This window comes from Pseudomonas sp., assembly GCF_030684895.1.
Lineage (GTDB): Bacteria > Pseudomonadota > Gammaproteobacteria > Pseudomonadales > Pseudomonadaceae > Aquipseudomonas.
In genome coordinates this window covers 1-17,377 of the sequence record NZ_JAUXXP010000048.1, presented here as the reverse complement: position 1 = coordinate 17,377, position 17,377 = coordinate 1, and the positions used below count along the sequence as shown (strand labels likewise).

Annotated in this window: 16 protein-coding genes; 5 read left to right on the top strand and 11 right to left on the bottom strand. The window is 57.8% G+C overall.

Translation table 11 applies throughout. The features are described 5' to 3' along the window. The first annotated feature begins 21 nt into the window (after positions 1-21). The 4 genes from ileS to ispH all read left to right on the top strand — a co-directional run bounded on the left by ileS (position 22) and on the right by ispH (position 4,875). Positions 22-2,853, top strand: a complete 2,832-nt coding sequence (gene ileS / locus Q8M42_RS10430; RefSeq protein WP_304866142.1) for an isoleucine--tRNA ligase — start codon at positions 22-24, stop codon at positions 2,851-2,853. Beyond that, entirely contained in the window at positions 2,846-3,367 is a 522-nt protein-coding gene (lspA, locus tag Q8M42_RS10425) for a signal peptidase II (protein WP_304866139.1), read from the top strand. The genes ileS and lspA overlap by 8 nt, the downstream gene beginning before the upstream one ends. Next, the gene (gene fkpB / locus Q8M42_RS10420) at positions 3,364-3,801 is read left to right on the top strand and encodes an FKBP-type peptidyl-prolyl cis-trans isomerase (protein ID WP_304866137.1); all 438 of its coding nucleotides are present in this window, start codon (positions 3,364-3,366) and stop codon (positions 3,799-3,801) included. The genes lspA and fkpB overlap by 4 nt, the downstream gene beginning before the upstream one ends. 129 nt (positions 3,802-3,930) lie before the next feature. Next, entirely contained in the window at positions 3,931-4,875 is a 945-nt protein-coding gene (gene ispH / locus Q8M42_RS10415; protein WP_304866135.1) for a 4-hydroxy-3-methylbut-2-enyl diphosphate reductase, read from the top strand. Between the two features lie 71 nt (positions 4,876-4,946). Here ispH and Q8M42_RS10410 read toward each other — a convergent pair whose 3' ends face one another. From Q8M42_RS10410 to Q8M42_RS10380, 7 genes are all read right to left on the bottom strand, one after another. Beyond that, a complete protein-coding gene (locus Q8M42_RS10410; protein WP_304866132.1) occupies positions 4,947-5,312 on the bottom strand; it encodes a type IV pilin protein in 366 nt (121 codons plus the stop codon). Between the two features lie 9 nt (positions 5,313-5,321). Then, entirely contained in the window at positions 5,322-9,971 is a 4,650-nt protein-coding gene (locus Q8M42_RS10405) for a pilus assembly protein (RefSeq protein WP_304866130.1), read from the bottom strand. Between the two features lie 61 nt (positions 9,972-10,032). After that, positions 10,033-10,458: a pilus assembly PilX N-terminal domain-containing protein gene (locus Q8M42_RS10400; RefSeq protein ID WP_304866127.1), complete on the bottom strand. Its 426-nt coding sequence runs from the start codon at positions 10,456-10,458 to the stop codon at positions 10,033-10,035. After that, positions 10,458-11,042: a PilW family protein gene (locus Q8M42_RS10395; RefSeq protein ID WP_304866124.1), complete on the bottom strand. Its 585-nt coding sequence runs from the start codon at positions 11,040-11,042 to the stop codon at positions 10,458-10,460. The genes Q8M42_RS10400 and Q8M42_RS10395 overlap by 1 nt, the downstream gene beginning before the upstream one ends. Next, a complete protein-coding gene (gene pilV, locus Q8M42_RS10390; protein ID WP_304866122.1) occupies positions 11,039-11,536 on the bottom strand; it encodes a type IV pilus modification protein PilV in 498 nt (165 codons plus the stop codon). Before pilV ends, Q8M42_RS10395 begins: the two co-directional genes overlap by 4 nt. 7 nt (positions 11,537-11,543) lie before the next feature. Continuing rightward, a complete protein-coding gene (locus tag Q8M42_RS10385; RefSeq protein ID WP_304866119.1) occupies positions 11,544-11,972 on the bottom strand; it encodes a GspH/FimT family pseudopilin in 429 nt (142 codons plus the stop codon). A 163-nt stretch (positions 11,973-12,135) separates the two neighbouring features. Next, positions 12,136-12,645 carry a GspH/FimT family pseudopilin gene (locus Q8M42_RS10380; RefSeq protein WP_304866117.1) on the bottom strand — a complete coding sequence of 170 codons (510 nt, stop codon included), beginning with the start codon at positions 12,643-12,645 and terminating at the stop codon, positions 12,136-12,138. 60 nt (positions 12,646-12,705) lie between these two features. Here Q8M42_RS10380 and Q8M42_RS10375 point away from each other — a divergent pair, with 60 nt between their 5' ends. Beyond that, complete coding sequence (locus Q8M42_RS10375) at positions 12,706-13,818, top strand: FAD-binding oxidoreductase (protein ID WP_305284030.1); 1,113 nt, start codon at positions 12,706-12,708, stop codon at positions 13,816-13,818. A gap of 55 nt (positions 13,819-13,873) precedes the next feature. Here Q8M42_RS10375 and Q8M42_RS10370 read toward each other — a convergent pair whose 3' ends face one another. The 4 genes from Q8M42_RS10370 to Q8M42_RS10355 all read right to left on the bottom strand — a co-directional run. Continuing rightward, the gene (locus tag Q8M42_RS10370; RefSeq protein ID WP_304866111.1) at positions 13,874-15,211 is read right to left on the bottom strand and encodes a sigma-54 dependent transcriptional regulator; all 1,338 of its coding nucleotides are present in this window, start codon (positions 15,209-15,211) and stop codon (positions 13,874-13,876) included. A 2-nt stretch (positions 15,212-15,213) separates the two neighbouring features. Then, a complete protein-coding gene (locus Q8M42_RS10365) occupies positions 15,214-16,803 on the bottom strand; it encodes a PAS domain-containing sensor histidine kinase (RefSeq protein ID WP_304866109.1) in 1,590 nt (529 codons plus the stop codon). After that, entirely contained in the window at positions 16,793-17,038 is a 246-nt protein-coding gene (locus Q8M42_RS10360; protein ID WP_304866106.1) for a PP0621 family protein, read from the bottom strand. The genes Q8M42_RS10365 and Q8M42_RS10360 overlap by 11 nt, the downstream gene beginning before the upstream one ends. Positions 17,039-17,211: 173 nt before the next feature. After that, positions 17,212-17,377, bottom strand: a 166-nt coding sequence (locus Q8M42_RS10355) for a transposase (RefSeq protein WP_305284032.1), incomplete at its 5' end; no start/stop codon positions are given.

Here is a 17,377-nt window from a genome sequence, read left to right as displayed (position 1 = left end):
ACCGCTTACGAAGAGCCTGAAATGACCGATTACAAAGCCACGCTTAATCTGCCTGATACCCAATTTCCGATGAAGGCCGGCCTGCCGCAGCGCGAGCCGCAGATTCTGCAGCGCTGGAACGAGATTGGCCTGTATCAGAAGCTGCGCGCGCAAGGCGAAGGCCGGCCGAAGTTCGTCCTGCACGACGGCCCGCCCTATGCCAACGGCAGCATCCATATCGGTCATGCGGTCAACAAGATCCTCAAGGACATCATCACCCGTTCCAAAACCCTGGCCGGTTTCGATGCGCCCTATGTGCCGGGTTGGGACTGCCACGGCCTGCCGATCGAGCACAAGGTGGAAACTACCTTTGGTAAGAATCAGCCGTCCGACCTGACCCGCGAGCGCTGCCGCACCTATGCCGCTGAGCAGATCGAAGGGCAGAAGGCCGACTTCGTTCGCCTCGGTGTGCTGGGCGACTGGGATAATCCGTACAAGACCATGGACTTTGCCAACGAAGCCGGCGAAATCCGCGCGCTGGCTGAGATGGTTAAGCAGGGTTTTGTATTCAAGGGCCTGAAGCCGGTCAACTGGTGTTTCGATTGCGGCTCGGCGTTGGCTGAGGCTGAGGTCGAGTACCAGGATAAAAAGTCCGATGCCATCGACGTCGCCTTCGTGGTTGAAGATGCCGACAAGCTGGCCGCTGCGTTTGGTCTGGCTAGCCTGCCGAAGCCTGCTTCTATCGTGATCTGGACCACCACGCCGTGGACCATCCCGGCCAACCAGGCGCTCAACGTTCACCCTGAATTTACCTACGCGCTGGTCGATACCGGCGAGCGCTTGCTGCTGCTGGCCGAAGAGCTGGTGGAAGGCTGCCTGGCGCGTTATGGCCTGCAGGGCGAAGTCATCGCCACTGCAACGGGGGCGGCGCTGGAGCTGATCCGTTTCCGTCATCCGTTCTACGAGCGTTTTGCGCCAGTGTATCTGGCCGAATACGTTGAACTGGGCGCGGGCACTGGCGTGGTGCACTCGGCACCGGCCTATGGTGAGGACGACTTCCGTTCCTGCAAAGGCTACGGCATGAGCAACGACGACATCCTCAGCCCGGTGCAGAGCAACGGCGTGTATGTCAGTGACCTGCCGTTCTTTGGCGGCCAGTTTATCTGGAAGGCCAACCCGGCCATCGTTGCCAAGCTGGAAGAAGTCGGCGCGCTGCTCAAGCACGAAGCCATCCAGCACAGCTACATGCACTGCTGGCGGCACAAGACCCCGCTGATCTACCGCGCTACCGCGCAGTGGTTCGTTGGCATGGACAAACAGCCGAACGAAGGCGCCACCCTGCGCGAGCGCGCGCTGGCCGCTATCGAGCAGACTGCATTCGTTCCGGCCTGGGGCCAGGCGCGCCTGCACAGCATGATCGCTGGGCGTCCGGACTGGTGCATCTCGCGTCAGCGCAACTGGGGCGTGCCGATCCCGTTCTTCCTACACAAAGCCAGCGGCGAACTGCATCCGCGCAGCGCCGAGTTGATGGAAGAAGTGGCTAAGCGTGTCGAGCAAGAGGGCATCGAGGCCTGGTTTAAGCTGGATGCTGCCGAGCTGTTGGGCGATGAAGCGGCTGATTACGACAAGATCAGCGACACCCTGGACGTCTGGTTCGACTCCGGCACCACCCACTGGCACGTGCTGCGCGGTTCACACAACCTGGGCCATGCCAGCGGTCCGCGTGCCGACCTGTATCTGGAAGGTTCCGACCAGCATCGCGGCTGGTTCCATTCATCCTTGTTGACGGGGGCGGCCATCGACGGCCACGCGCCTTACAAAGAGCTACTGACCCACGGTTTTGTGGTCGATGAAAACGGCCGCAAGATGTCCAAGTCGCTGGGGAACGTGGTTGCGCCGCAGGAAGTGAATGACAGCCTGGGCGCCGATATCCTGCGTCTGTGGGTGTCGTCTACCGACTACTCCGGCGAGATGGCCGTATCCAAGGTCATCCTGCAGCGCAGCGCCGACTCCTACCGGCGCATCCGCAACACCGCGCGCTTCCTGCTCTCCAATCTCAGCGGCTTCGATCCGGCGCAGCATCTGCTGCCGGTCTACGAGATGCTGGCGTTGGATCGTTGGGCTGTAGATCGCGCCCTGCTGCTGCAGCGCGAAATCGAGGAAGCCTACGACAGCTACCGCTTCTGGAACGTCTACCAGAAGGTGCACAACTTCTGCGTGCAGGAGCTGGGCGGCTTCTATCTCGACATCATCAAGGACCGTCAGTACACCACCGCCGCTGACAGCGTGGCGCGGCGTTCCTGCCAGTCGGCACTGTTCCATATCGCCGAAGCGCTGGTGCGCTGGATTGCGCCAGTGCTGTCGTTCACCGCCGACGAGCTGTGGGAATACCTGCCGGGCGCGCGCAACGAGTCGGTGATGCTCAATGGCTGGTATCAGGGTCTGAGCCCACTGCCGGAAGGCTTCGAGCTGGACCGTGCCTTCTGGGAGCGCGTGATGGCGGTCAAGGTCGCGGTAAATAAGGAAATGGAAAACCTGCGCGCAGCCAAGGCCATTGGCGGCAACCTGCAGGCCGAAGTGACCCTGTACGCCGAGGACAGCCTGATTGCCGATCTGAACAAGCTGGGTAACGAGTTGCGCTTTGTGCTGATCACCTCCACCGCCAGCCTGGCTCCGCTCGCCAGTGCGCCAAGCGATGCCGTGGAAACCGAAGTAGCCGGGCTCAAGCTGAAAGTGTTGAAGTCTGGTCACGCCAAGTGCGCACGTTGCTGGCACCACCGCGAGGATGTCGGGGTGAACCCGGCACATCCGGAAATCTGCGGTCGCTGCGTGGACAACATCGAAGGCGCAGGCGAGGTTCGTCACTATGCTTAACAACGGCACGCCTAACGCCAGTCGTTTCGGGCGCCTGGCCTGGCTGTGGCTGAGCCTGCTGGTGTTTGTGGTCGATCAGGCGAGCAAGTTCTGGTTCGACAACAACCTGAGCATGTACCAGCAGATCGTGATCATTCCCGATTACTTCAGCTGGACCCTGGCCTATAACACCGGCGCTGCATTCAGCTTCCTGGCTGATGCTGCAGGCTGGCAGCGTTGGTTCTTTGCGGCGATTGCGGTGGTGGTGAGCGGGGTGCTGGTGGTATGGCTCAAACGCCTCAAATCGGGTGAAACCTGGCTGGCAGTGGCTTTGGCTTTGGTGCTCGGCGGGGCGCTGGGTAACCTGGTGGACCGCGTGGTATTTGGCCATGTGGTCGACTTCATCCTGCTGCACTGGCATCAGCAGTGGTACTTCCCAGCCTTCAATGTGGCCGATATGGCCATTACTGGCGGCGCCATCCTGCTGGCGCTGGATATGTTCAAGAGTGAAAAGTCTGGAGAGGCGGGCAAATGACTGACGTGCGTATTGGTCCGGACAGGGAAGTGACCCTGCATTTCGCCCTCAAGCTGGACAGCGGCGATCTGGTGGACAGCACTTTCGATAAGAAGCCTGCCACCTTCAAGGTCGGCGACGGCAGCCTGCTGCCAGGCTTTGAGCAGGCGATCTATGGCTTGAAGGCGGGTGACAAACGCAGTTTGTCGATCAGCCCGGAGCAGGGTTTCGGCCAAGGTAATCCGCAGAATATCCAGGTCATGCCGCGCAGCCAGTTTCAGGATATGGAGCTGTCGGAAGGCCTGCTGGTGATCTTCAATGATGCGGCCAATGCCGAGCTGCCCGGCGTGGTAAAAGCCTTCGACGACAGCCAGGTAACCATCGATTTCAACCACCCGCTGGCTGGTAAAGCGCTGAGCTTCGATGTGGAAATCATTGAGGTCAAAGCGCTCTGATCTGTAGCCCGGATGAAATCCGGGAAGCGCGACTATCCCCTCCCGGATTCCATCCGGGCTACGCAACGCGGGAACGCCGTCCGATCCCGCGTTAAACTTGCCCCTGAACCACCGCGTGCCGAGGCTCCCATGTATATCAAACTCGCCAACCCTCGCGGCTTCTGCGCCGGCGTCGACCGTGCCATCGAGATCGTCAACCGCGCACTGGAAGTCTTCGGTCCACCGATCTACGTGCGCCATGAAGTGGTGCACAACAAGTTTGTGGTCGAAGACCTGCGTTCGCGCGGCGCCGTATTTGTCGAAGAGCTGGATCAGATTCCTGACGACGTTATTGTTATCTTCAGCGCCCATGGCGTCTCCCAGGCTGTGCGCAGTGAGGCCGAGCGACGTGGCCTGAAGATCTTCGATGCCACCTGCCCACTGGTTACCAAGGTGCATATGGAAGTGGTGCGCTACAGCCGCGAAGGGCGCGAATGCATCCTGATCGGCCACGAAGGCCACCCGGAAGTCGAAGGCACCATGGGCCAATACGACGCCAGCAACGGCGGCGCCATCTACCTGGTAGAGGACGAAACGGACGTCGCCGAGTTGCAGGTACGCAACCCAGAGGCATTGGCTTTCGTCACTCAGACCACCCTGTCGATGGACGACACCAGCAAAGTCATCGATGCCCTGCGCAGCAAATTCCCCGCCATTGGTGGCCCACGCAAGGACGACATCTGCTACGCCACCCAAAACCGCCAGGACGCGGTCAAACAACTCGCCGCCGAATGCGACGTGCTACTGGTTGTCGGCAGCCCCAACAGCTCCAACTCCAACCGCCTCCGCGAACTGGCCGAGCGCATGGGCACTCCTGCCTACCTGATCGATGGAGCCGAAGACCTCAAGCAGGAGTGGTTTGCGGGCGTGGCGGGTATTGGCATTACGGCGGGCGCATCGGCCCCAGAGGTGCTGGTGCAGGGGGTAATTCAGCAATTAAGTGAGTGGGGCGCAGCCGGGGCGCAAGAGCTACTGGGGCGACCGGAGAATGTGACGTTCTCGATGCCGAAGGAATTGCGGGTTAGGCAGGTGTAATTACTTGCAGTAGGTATCTGAGAGTAAAAAGCCGACTCATCTGAGTCGGCTTTTTGTTTTGTACAATGCTCCTACCAGTTGCACTGTCCGGCTAAGTCACCGCCTCGTGCGCCTGTAGCGGTTAGCGTAAGGACGCCATTCAGTCGGCCAGTAGCTGTGGCTGTCAGGGTGTAGGCATTGGCCGCAACGTTGGCCACAGCTATCCCGAACTCCCTGGTATTGGTAGGTAGCACAGTGCTCGCGTCGTAGCGGGCATTATTTTGTGCTCGTCTGCGTTCCATAGCATTTGCTGCCCCGCTGATAAGAGCCTTGCCATCCTCGCAAGCGGCACGATCCAAGTACTGTGTGTAACTTGGAATGGCAATCGCAGCGAGAATGCCAATAATAGTGACCGCTATCATCAGCTCAATCAGAGTAAATCCATTCTGTTTATTCATCTGGCAGCCTCAATTGGATCTTTCATCGGTCCAGAAGGTTCGTGGGGTGCTGGGCATCCAGACACAGATCGGGTTCTTATCGCAGCGGCACTTCTCTGGATTTAGCGAGTTTGCACATTCTTCCTCTTCCGCAGGAGGAAGGCCATTTTTATCTGTCAGTTGCGAGGGATCGTTATAGGCCCAGCAGGAATTGCCCTTGCAGTACAGTTGTGGGTTGGATGGTAGGCTACTGCCCTTGGTGTCCAGATCGCGTGTGGTGCTGAGCGCGGTCGAATTTAACAAATTAACGCTGTATGCACGTGTTGTTCCTGCCGCAGCTTTACAGGCGTTTTGGGCAACCCGTGGCTCGTAAGTGTTGAAGAAAAGTTTGCCGTCGGCAACAAGTGGCCGTGAGAGGACTTTTTCTCCTCCACGTGTCAAGCGGATATACCAACCATTCTGAGCAAGCAGATCCTGCACCTGCTCCTCAGTCGCAGTGGTTAAGTTAGTCGCGTCATATAACTGGGACTCAGTAAGCACACCGCCGGTGCTATTAAGATTTTCCGAACGGAAGGAGTAGAAGCGATCTTCAATGACTTTGTTCAGTGGATGGCCACGGTAACCTGAGCCAATATTGACAGTCAGATTGAGGCGGTTTTTGACATAAGCCAAAGCTATTTCAGGTTCATGGTAGAAGCGCCTTGCGCCGGCAGCGTCATTTCCTGCCACGCTGGCAAATATACCGCCGGTGACTAGTCCGGGGCCGCTCTGGCCATTATTGACATGGAAGCGCCACACTTGCCCGCCCATGTCGCCAACAAAAATCTGACCGGCTAATCCATTCGGGTCCACGTAAGGCTTGCCGTTGGCGTCGGTTTGTAGGCCGATCACGCTGACCCCGCTCGGGATGCTGTAGTTCATGCCGCTAATACCGGCAGTGGAGGCGGACCAGATTAAGCTGCCGGTACGGGCATTTACGATATAGAGATCATTGCCTTGGTCATCTGCCGTGCGGACGGTGGCGTTGTCTTGGTCCGGATCGTAGCCGCCGCCGAAGACCAGTACATCGGTGTCAGTGCCACCGATCTTGATCTTGGTTTTCACTGGTGCAGACCAAGTTTGTCCCAGGCGGGCAAAGGAACCACTCCCCCCCTGGATTTTCCAAAGCAGCGTAGGTGAGTTGCGGTTAGTGATATTGAGGGCGTAGATATCGCGTCCGCCTCGGCCCATGGTGGCGTAGGCATAAACGAACTCACCGGCCTCAGCCGTATTGTCAGAGGCGAGGATAGCCCCATTATTATTTACATCGTTCGCCCATACGGTCACGGTGTTGTCCATGCCATAGGGGTGCGATTTGCTACTGTGTTGTGTGCTGGCATCGTTTGCTGCCAGGCGCTTGATATTGGGAAGCAGGACTTCCGGCATGAACGCGAACTGCTCGCCCCCTGTTTTGGTGTCGAACATTTGCACAAAGCCTTCGTTCGTGCCGAGGATTGCGCTCTGCTCTTCATCGGTGCAAATACCTGCCGTAAAGCTATTGCAGCGATATGTCACCAAGCTGGGGGTGGCGTGAATAGGGTCGCCCATAGCTTTGCGTTCAACGCCATTATCGAGGCCACGAATATAATTAATCAGTTTCGTGCGCTCGGCATCGGTGTTGGTGGCGTCAAGGCCAAGTTTCGCTTTAGTGAGAGCGCTATTGCCATCAGTTATGAGGGTCAATGCATTGCTGCCGTTGGTTACATTGGTGAACAGGCTGTTACGGCTGGCTGCAGTTCCTATCTGGGACGCTGCACCGCCTTCTGAAACTACGCTGCCATCTTTTATGTTGGATGGGGTCCACCAACTGCGAGCAGTCGACTTGAAAAAACCAGTGTTCGGGTCGATGGCGGATGAGCCATCACGATCCACTATCCAAGCTTGGCCGTTACTCGTTTCCATGCGGTAGCGCTTGAGGTTGCCAAGCCAGCGGTCGGTTGCCGCAGGGCGGAAAAGGGAGAAATATAGTTCGTCCTTGTTGTCCTGGCGGTTGAAGGTGTTTACCGGCGCGCTTGCGCTGACGAAGGTGGTATCGGTTGCTAGTACTTCCCCCAAAATTTTGTTGAATGCTTTGGTCAGTTCGCCGGCATTTTCCGCCGTATTAAATGAGCCACCGCCGTTTGTTGCGACGTCCTTCAAAAATTTCTTGATGTTGGCGCTTGCAGTCGTGCCACTTGCATCTAGAGCAAAGCCTACTGTGTGGGTGATGACTTTCTGGTCGCCTGGGATGCTGCTCAGTTGGTCATTGTCAGCAAGGAAGGTTGCTAATTTGCGCGCACATTTCTCGCCATCGTCTGTTGCATCGTTCGCACAACTGCCGGCTATAGCTGCGATGCCATTCTTGGCCTCAGTAGTGTTTCCGTTCGCTTGGCCGTCGGTGAGCAGCACCACATGGGTGGGCTGGCAAGACGTTTCTATTGGTGTAGGGCGGCCGCTGAGGTCGCCGCGTACATAGCGTGCAGCATCGTAAAGGGTTGGTACGATAGGGGTGCCACTTTCGGCGAACATGCTGTTTACGCTAGCAATCATATCGTCACGCACGAGAACCGTGCCTTGATCGGCAAGTCCGCCCCACGCGATCTTGAGGCGGAGTTTGATGGCTTGCGAGGGGTTTTGCTCATAAGCTACTGCGTTGAGGGTTGAGTCGCTGGATTGGGTGAGGAAAACGCTAATGGCGTTGTTTGCCGCCCAACCCGAGCGGGCAAATACGCTTTGCAGATCGCTGGCCAGGTTGGATGGGCTGCAAGATACTGCTTGGCCAGAGGTCCAGCCGCCATTGGCGTTATTAAATATACAACTTCTGCCCGTGGTTTTGCTGCGGCCACTGAGGTTATTGACTTCGGAGACTAGGCCAGCAGAGTTGTCGGCTTGTTCGAAACTGATGCTGGTTGTCAGGTTTGGATTCGTGACAGTGTTGGCAGGCGTTAGTACCAGTTGAGCATCCATGATGCTGGCGTTTTTGAGAATACGTACCTGCTCAAAGCGTGCAGCGACCATGGCTCGGCTTAGAGGTAGAGTGCTGCCTGCGACAGTTACTGTACCGTTCGAGGCCTGACGTGCGTCGTCTTTTTCTGCGTTGACGCGGAGTTCAAGGATCGAGTTGATACAGCCGCTCCCCCCGCTATAGCTTATGTTTAGCACAGGTTGCAGGCCGCCGGCGCCATCGACGCTATAAGCTACGCGATTGCTGGTGTTACCTGCTTTGGGTGAGATATAGAAAGCCATTGCATTGTTGCCGCACCAGGAGCCGTTATTGACGACACCTTGCACTAGGCTGGTCACGTCGGGGCCGGTGAGTGGCGCGGGTGTCGGGCCTGCCACCCAGTCGGGAGCGATCCACTCCACCGCCGTGCTTTTGGGGCGAGTATCCAGGTTGGAACCGGCTGTAAATATGTTGGCGTTGGCGGCATTTTCTGCGCGCACTTCAAATAAGGCATTCCCTCCAGTGCTGCTGGCGGCAGGTACAAAACTGATGGTGGCAGATTCAATAGTTGCACCTGCCGGGATGGCTACGTCTTGAAAGCGCAAGGCAGCCGTGCGGGTTTCGTTATTGCTGGCTGTGGTGTTGTATTCCACTATCAGTTTTGGGATGCAGGTGCCTGCCGCACAGATTTGGTAGTCCCTGTTAGGTGCACCGTTAAGCCTGACGAGTACGCTCGAGATAGGGTCGCCTGCTGGGGCTACGTTGCGTAAGGCGCTTAATTGTGAGGTGACGTTTATATATATGGGGTTGCCATTACTCCAGCCACCGCTAGTGGTTATCGCGGTAGTTGTAAGATAGCTGCGAGTGCCGATTAGGTTGTTGTCATTGAGTGCAGCTGGCGTTTTGCTGTCTTGTATGCGCACGCTTAGGCTTGGGTTACTGGTGGTGGTCTGGGTATTGGACGCCGTCATGGCTATGTAGGCGTTTGTGATGGTTGCGCTTGCCGGAATACTGAGGCTTTGGAAATGGAACAAAACTTCCGCGTTATTCCTCAGGTTAAATGTCGAATAGGTAGGTTCGCCATTGCAGGGGGTGCCGGTGTTGCGGGTTAGGCCTGTGCTGAGCATCCTGCATGCGTATTCTTGGCTTGACACTGTTTTGCGAAGATAAATGCCATTGGTGGTCAGTGTGCTTGTGCTCGTATTGGCGACTGTGCTGCTGACGCTTATCTGACCCATCACCAGGTTCGGCGAGTCTATGACTGCCCCCTGTATAGTATTTGCTTGTGTCGCGTCATCTCCAGAGACCTTAATGCCCGGTGTATTGGCCGATAGCGTGTTACCTGAAGGCACAGCCTGATCGACATCGGTGACCGGATACATAAACCTGCCATTGCCGTATTCGCCGCGCTCATTGAGCACCATGATCCCTGCATTTATGCCGCTGGTGTTGCCCATGATGTCCTGGAAGGACTCCTTTAGCACTGTGAGCCTAGACTTTGCGCCACCTGTCGCATTGTTATTGTTACTCAAGCCCCAGTTCATCGAGCCCGAGTTGTCGAGAATAAACAGTACATTAGGCTTGATAACTTCCGTGTTTGTGTCAGCGCTGCTGAAGAAAATTTCGGTATCGTCCGCGTAGCTTTGGGCGCTGGATAAAATCAGTGCGCTGGCCAGGCATGAGGCGAGGGTGCTGCGCAGGAATTGGGAGCTATTCATGTTGCGATTCCTTGGCTTGTGAGGCCCCAGAGTTAGAGAGCGGCCTTTGGTTGCTGCAGTGCTATTGGAGTTGACGGCGTTGGCCGCCCTGACGGTGTACGGCTGTGGCATTGCAACTACCTGACTCGCAAATCTCACCAGTACTCTGAATGTCGAAACAATTTAGGCTGACCCGCCCTAGCCCTCCCCCAGCGCATGGGCCAGCGTATATAGTGGCGACGCTGAAGCGTTCATTCGAGGCACCCACTTGCACCGCAGTTGACGCAGCTGGGAAGGTAGCGTTGTTCGCTGCGGAAAAATATGCGTTTGCCCATTGCTGCAAGCCACTTTCTGCCGCCTGGAACGCTGCATTCTGCTGTTCGCTATTGGAAGAAATGCGCAATTGTAGTGATGACTGGTTGGCTGCTGTGATGGCGATCAGGGTGAGCATCAGCAGCAACAACAGGCTGACGAGTAGGACAACACCGCGTTGCTTATGGGTGTTCATTACAGACGATTCCTTAGTTCATAGGTTGCACTAAAGGTGCGACTCCCCAGCGCGTCGCTTGACGTGCGCGAGTCTCTGCTGGTGATGGTGACACGGATGGCGGTGCTGCTTTTCGGGTTGCCATTGGGGAGGAATGCAACCGCCATGCTAGAGTTGTCGAGGATTGGATCGCCATTGCGGGAGATGGTATTGCCAGTGCTGCTGTAGGTCACCACAGGTGTACTAACGTCTAGAGCGGTATAGCTGCCGTCTGCCGCTTCGCAGCCACTACCGGGGGCTGCAAACCTGAAGGTTACATTGGTTGTTGCCGTGCTTGTTACTGCATCGTCCGGGAGCGTTCCGTTGCTGCCCAGACTGAGCGTCTGGTCTGCCGCAGTACAGCCGCGGTAGCCCGCTCGGCGAGCGTCGGCTCCGATTACTTCAAGCGCTATGCGACCGTTTTCCTGCATTTTTGCCAGCTCGGTGTTGCTAAGGCCTGAGCGAAATGAGCTGTTGAACAGTTCGGTCACGCCGATGATTAGCAATGAGCCAATAAGGATTGCGACCATCAGTTCGATCAAGGAAAAGCCCGATTGATGCTTCATAGTTCAGCCACCACCTCAACGAATTGCGCAGAATTGTCCGGGCCGGAATCCTGCCATGCTAGATGCACTCTGTAGGTGTTCCCTGTTCTGGCAATCAGGGTCTGCCCAGCATTGACGCTCGGAAGGCTGTTTCGTAGGGCTGTGCACCATTCAGCCAAGTCTTTCGTGGCCTGCGCCGCCGGGGTTGCTGGTGTGCCTGCGGCGGGCGTTGCGCAGGTTGGGAGGCTAGTAAATGCGTATGCATTACTCTGGGTGGCGAAACTGACCTTGCGCGCTTCAAGCGCCGAGAACGCGACCTTGTTGGCTCGCATCCTTTCGATAATATCGTAGGCAAGTAAGCTTGCCTGGCTGCGCGCATAGGCGCTTTCGTTAGATTGCTGGCTACGAACGGTCAGACTGGCCATACCGAGTAGGCCAACGGCCAAGATGATCATGGCTATCATTACTTCGATCAAGGTGAAGCCGTTGCTGTGGCTTTGTGTAAGTCTTTTCATTGAATGCCTACTCAATTTTGGCATGGCCAATGGCGTTCACGGAGACACTCTTGCTATCTACCGCGATAGAGCCGCTGGCAGTAGGTGTGCCGTCACTGCGAAAAGTGATCGCAGCTCCAGCGATGGCTACATCGGTGGCTGGCGGGATGAGACGAATCACTTCGTCATCGCTTGTGATCACTAGGCCGCCGTTGCTCCAGTCAGTACCGGAGCAAGCGCTTTGGTCGCTGCTGGCGCAAACGGTAACGCTGATGCGGCGGGTTGCTGCTTCGCTTCGGGCAAGTTGCATTGCGCCGAGTAAGTTGTTGCTGGCTGACGTGATCCTGCCCCGCTCTATCATATTTTGATAGCTAGGAACTCCGATGGTCGCAATGATCCCGATGATCACGACTACAACTATCAGTTCGATCAGCGAAAACCCGTTACTTGAGTTCATGAATCCCTCGATTTGGATGCCTCGCCCAGTTTGGCTGCGAAGCTGTACACGTCAACGTTAACTTCTCTCCCTCAATGTGCTTAGGCGTTGCGGACAAGCGGGCTTATCCGCTGACGAGCTGAACTATCTGCGTGATGGCCTGTGATGAAGATCACGCAAGACCTTAGCATTTGGCGCCATGGCTCGGGTGTTGGCTGCGAGTTCGCCCCGCAAGTGCGATGACAATCTGGTGTTCTGGCGTGCCTTTGCGGCACAGCGTGAGTGTCCCGTTCATCGCCCTAGTGGTGCCGTCAGCCTCGAACTGGATATGCCCTTTGGTGCGGTTCCAGTGCCAAGAGAATTCGTCTGTAATGTTGGCTTGAAGCAGCAGTTCGTCATCACTATCCAGCTGACCATTGGCGTTTCGGTCAATGAATATTAGGAGTGCATTCTGCCAGCGGGTGTTGCCCGAGCAGCGTTCTACGCCTGAACAGATGCTCACTATTGTTCGTGAAAATACAGCATTGCTGCGCGCGTGCTGGAGAAGTGACACCATTTGGTTGGCGGTCTGTGTGCGGGAATTTCTGTCCCGAAGTTCCTGCAGGTTGGGCAGGGCTACGGTGGTGATGATTGATAGGATAAAGATCACACATATTAATTCGACTAGTGAGCGTCCATAGTATTTCGCGACCATATTCCAGCATCCTTGCTAGTGGGTAGGTTGTGGCAATTAATATTAGTTCAGGTTGGTGGGATGAACAGTGTGGATAGAGTGGTCGTTGTTGGTGCTGGTGCGTTGGGTCTTCTTTCTGCCTTGCAGTTGGCCGGGTCAGTGACATCGGTCGTGTTGCTTGAGGGGCGAAGCTCTGGCAACGAATCCTCCTGGGCCGGTGGCGGGATTGTTTCTCCGCTCTATCCCTGGCGTTACAGCTCTGCGGTCACGGCGCTAGCGCATTGGTCGCAGGATTTTTATCCGCGGCTAGGTGAGCAGTTGCTGGCGCAGACGCAGATTGATCCGCAGGTGTATGTCACCGGGTTGTATTGGCTTGATCTTGATGACGAAGCAGATGCGTTGGTCTGGGCGCAGCGTGAGGGGCGGCCGCTGCAGCGTGTGGATGTCGCTGCGGTCGAGCGTGCGGTGCCGGCCTTGGCTGAGGGCTTTGGGCGGGCGGTGCAGATGGCGGATGTGGCGAATGTACGTAACCCGCGTTTGGTCAAGGCGCTGCGAGCGGCGTTGCAGCAGATGCCGAATGTCACTTTGCATGAGCACTCCGCAGGGAGAGGGTTTATTCGCGAGGGTGGGCGTGGCGCGGGTGTGAATACGGCACAGGGTGATATGTATGCCGATCAGGTGGTGCTGACTGCCGGAGCCTGGAGTGGGGCGTTGATGAAAACCCTTGGCATTGAGTTACCGGTGGCGCCGGTCAAGGGGCAGATGATTCTGTACAAGTGCGCCGAAGACTTTCTGTCGGCCATAGTGTTGGCCAAAGGGCGTTATGCGATTCCGCGGCGTGACGGTCATATTCTGATTGGCAGCACGCTTGAGCATGCAGGGTTCGACAAAACGCCGACCGACGAGGCGCTGGCCAGCTTGAAGGCTTCCGCTATCGAGTTGTTGCCGGCGCTAGCGGATGCCGAGGTGGTGGGGCATTGGGCGGGATTGCGGCCTGGTTCGCCCGAGGGCATTCCGTTTATTGGGCCGGTACCGGGGCATGAGGGTTTGTGGCTGAACTGCGGGCATTACCGCAATGGGTTGGTGCTGGCGCCGGCGTCCTGCCAGTTGCTGATGGACCTGATGCTCGGGCGTGAGCCGATTGTTGATCCGGCGCCTTATGCGCCTGCTGGGCGGTTGGGTTCGACTTGTTGAGCGTTTCACTGCGAGGGGCTCGCGGCTAAAGCCCCTTCCACAATTGATGCTCGCTTTAGTCGATACCAAGCTTCTTTAGTCGATAACGCATCGAGCGAAAACTCAGGCCCAGGCGTTGTGCGGCGGCGGTGCGGTTCCAGCGGGTTTCTTCCAGGGCTTGCATGATCAGTTTGCGTTCGATGGCTTCGAGGTAGTCTTCCAGGTTGTCGATTTGTGCGAGGTTGGCTTCGCCGTTTTCGCTGAGCGGCACGCTGTCGGCCAGGCGCAGGTCGCTGGTGGTGATGCGGTCGTCTTCGCACAGGGTGTAGGCGCGTTCGAGCATGTTCTCCAGTTCGCGCACATTGCCTGGGAAGCGGTAACTCTTGAGTTTCTCCAGTGCGTCGTCATCCAGTTTTGCCGGGCTAAGGCCGGTGCCTTCGGCCAGGCGTTTGAGCATGATGTCGGCCAGCAGCGCGATATCTTCGCGGCGCTCGCGCAGGGCGGGCACGCGCAGCTCGATGACGTTGAGGCGGTAGTACAAATCCTGGCGGAAGCGTCCGGCCGCGACTTCGCCGGCCAGATCCTTGTGGGTGGCGCAGAGGATGCGCACATCGACGATCAGCTCCTGTTGGCCGCCCACGGCGCGCACGGCCTTTTCCTGAATAGCGCGCAGCAGTTTGACCTGCATCGGTAGCGGCAGGTCGGCGACCTCGTCGAGGAACAGCGTGCCGCCGTTGGCCGCCTGGAACAGCCCTTGTTTGTCCTCGATGGCGCCGGTGAAACTGCCTTTCTTGTGGCCGAAAAACTCGCTTTCCATCAGCTCGGTGGGGATGGCGCCGCAGTTGACCGGGATAAAGGGTTGCTCGCCACGTGAGCCCTGCTCGTGGATCAGCCGTGCGACCAATTCTTTGCCGCTGCCGGATTCGCCGCTGATATACACCGGCGCCTGGCTGCGGGCCAGCTTGAGGATCTGCTTGCGCATGGCCTTCATCGGCGGTGAATCGCCAAGTAGACGGCTGTCCACTGGTAGCTCTTCACCATCGGCGCTACGCAGGCGTAGGGCGGCTGCGACCAGTTCGCGCAGGCGGCCGAGATCCACCGGTTTGGTGAGAAAGTCGAACGCGCCAGCTTTCAGAGCGTTGATTGCGGTGTCCAGGCTGCCGTAGGCGGTGATCATCGCCACGGGTACTTGCGGGTGGCGCAGCAGAATATGTTGCACCAGCTCCAGGCCGGTGCCGTCAGGCAGGCGCATGTCGGTGAGGCACAGGTCGAAGGGCTCTTTGGCTAGCCACTCGCGGGCTTCCTTGACGTTGCGCGCGCTGCGGGTGTCGAGCTTCATCCGTCCCAGGGTGATTTCCAGGAGTTCGCGAATATCGGGTTCGTCATCGACGATCAGGGCTCTCTGGCGGGTCATGGTCAGCTCAGTTTGCGCGGGTGGGCGAAGGTGATACGCAGGCAGCTGCCGCCACCTACACGAAGTTTATAGTCGAGACGGGCCTGATTGCTTTCGCACAGCTCGCGGGAAATATACAGGCCCAGGCCGGTGCCTTTGTTTTCCGTGGTGTAGAACGGCTCGAACAGCTGATGCAGTTGCTCTTCGACAACGCCGGGGCCATCGTCCAGTACCTCGAGTACCGGTAGCTCGCTCTCCGGGTCGCGGAACAGTTTCAGCCAGACTTGCCCGTGTTTGTTCTTTTGCGCGCTGTAGCGCAGGCCGTTTTCCACCAGGTTGCTCAGCACCTGGGTGAGCTGGTGCGGGTCCATGCGGGTTTGAATGCTGCCGCCGCTGGTTTCCAGATGCAGCGTTTGGCCTGGGGCTGCACTGCCGCGGAACTCGCTGGCAAAGCGGTGCAGCCAGTATTTCAGGTCGAGCAGTTGCGGTTCGGCCTGGCGCCGCCGCGACAGTTGCAAGACGTTTTCGATCACCAGGTTCATGCGCCGTGAGTGGTCCTGAATGATCTGCGCCAGGCGCAGGTCCGGCCCTTCCAGTTCTTCTGACTCTTGCAGCAGCTGTGCAGCGTGACTGATGGCCCCCAGTGGGTTGCGAATCTCGTGGGCGATCCCGGCAGTCAGTCGGCCCAGTGATGCGAGTTTGAGTTGTTGCGCCTGCTGGGCGATCTGCGAGATGTCATCGAGGAAAATCAACGTATGTTTATGCGCACCGCGCTGCAGGGCAATAAAGCTCGGCTGCAGCACGCGGCCATCGGGCGCTGCTTGTAGGCTGGCAGGGCGCAGGCTGGGGTTGTGCGACCATTGCTGCATGCGCTTGATCAGCTCGGGGCAATGCGGGTCGAGAATCTTGCCGGTCAGGTCGGCATGCCCCAGCAGGTGGTTAGCGCCCTGGTTGGCCAGCAGTACCCGATGCACTTCATCCAGCACCAGAATGCCGGTGCGCATACGTTGCAGGATCAGCGCGTTCAATGCTTCCAGGTTGGCCACGTCGGCAGCGCGCTGCTCGGCCAGGCTTTCGCTGACTTGCAGGCGACGCGTCAGGCCCTGCACAAACAGTGCGGCGGCAAAGCACAGCGCGCCAAGTGCTCCGGCCTGCACGTACTGGGCAGCCGCAGCCGGTCGACTGAGGCTGAGGTAAAAGGTCAGGTAGATCATGCCCGTTGCGGCGACTGCGGCAATCAGCAGGCCGATACGTCCGCGCAAGAGGATATTGGCGATTGCCACCGCGACAATCAGCAGGTTGCCGATGCCGCTGGGGGTGCCGCCGGCGGCATAGAACAGCCCGGAAAGCAGAATCACATCGACCAGGGCGAGGCTGAATACCTGTGCCAGGCGCTTGGGGCGGCGAACGGTGGCGATGATCAGGACGTTGAGGGCGAGGTAAACCCAGCTGCCGTTACGGAATAGCGCCGGGTGCATCATGTCCAGCAACTGGGCATCGAGATCGCTGGAGATCAGCAGCGCCAGGGTAATGCCGATAACCAGGCGGTACAGGTGGTAGAGCCGCAGGATTCGCCAGCTTTGCTCCCCGCTCAGGGAGAAATCAGCGCTCACCGGATTGTGGGCCTTGTTCTAAATGCGCCTGGCTGCAGAACCACTGTTCGCCCTTTGCCAGCGCGTGATTGCGTGGGACATGTGTGCCGCAATGTTCGCAGCGCACCATGGGGGTAGGGGCTGTGCTGGTGTTGCGGTCTTCAGTGCGAGGGGCTGCTGGCCGAGTAAAGCGTCGCCATAGCCAAAATGCCGCCGCGATGATGGCAATCCAGAACAATAAGCGGAACAGGCCCATGGTGCTCTCTTTCTATCGGTAAGCGGGCAGTTTAGCTAACCCGTCTGTGCGCGCCCAGCGTTGAAATCGTGCGCTGAGTGTTGTTTTCCGCCGCTTTGAGCTATAGGTGGCGTTTGGTGTTATGTGGCGGGCTGCGTGCAGTTCAGTTTCGGCCCTCTGGCCAATAAAAAGGTTCATCGCGCTTTCCCGGGGAAGGCAGCCTTGATTTTCAGGAAGAAGTAGTCCGAGTCCCTGAAGCCATAGGCCATACGCTTGATCACCTTGATGCGGTTGTTCACCCCTTCCAGCAAGCTGGTATGCATGCGGAAGCGAGCACTGGCGAGGATTCCTCGGGCATAG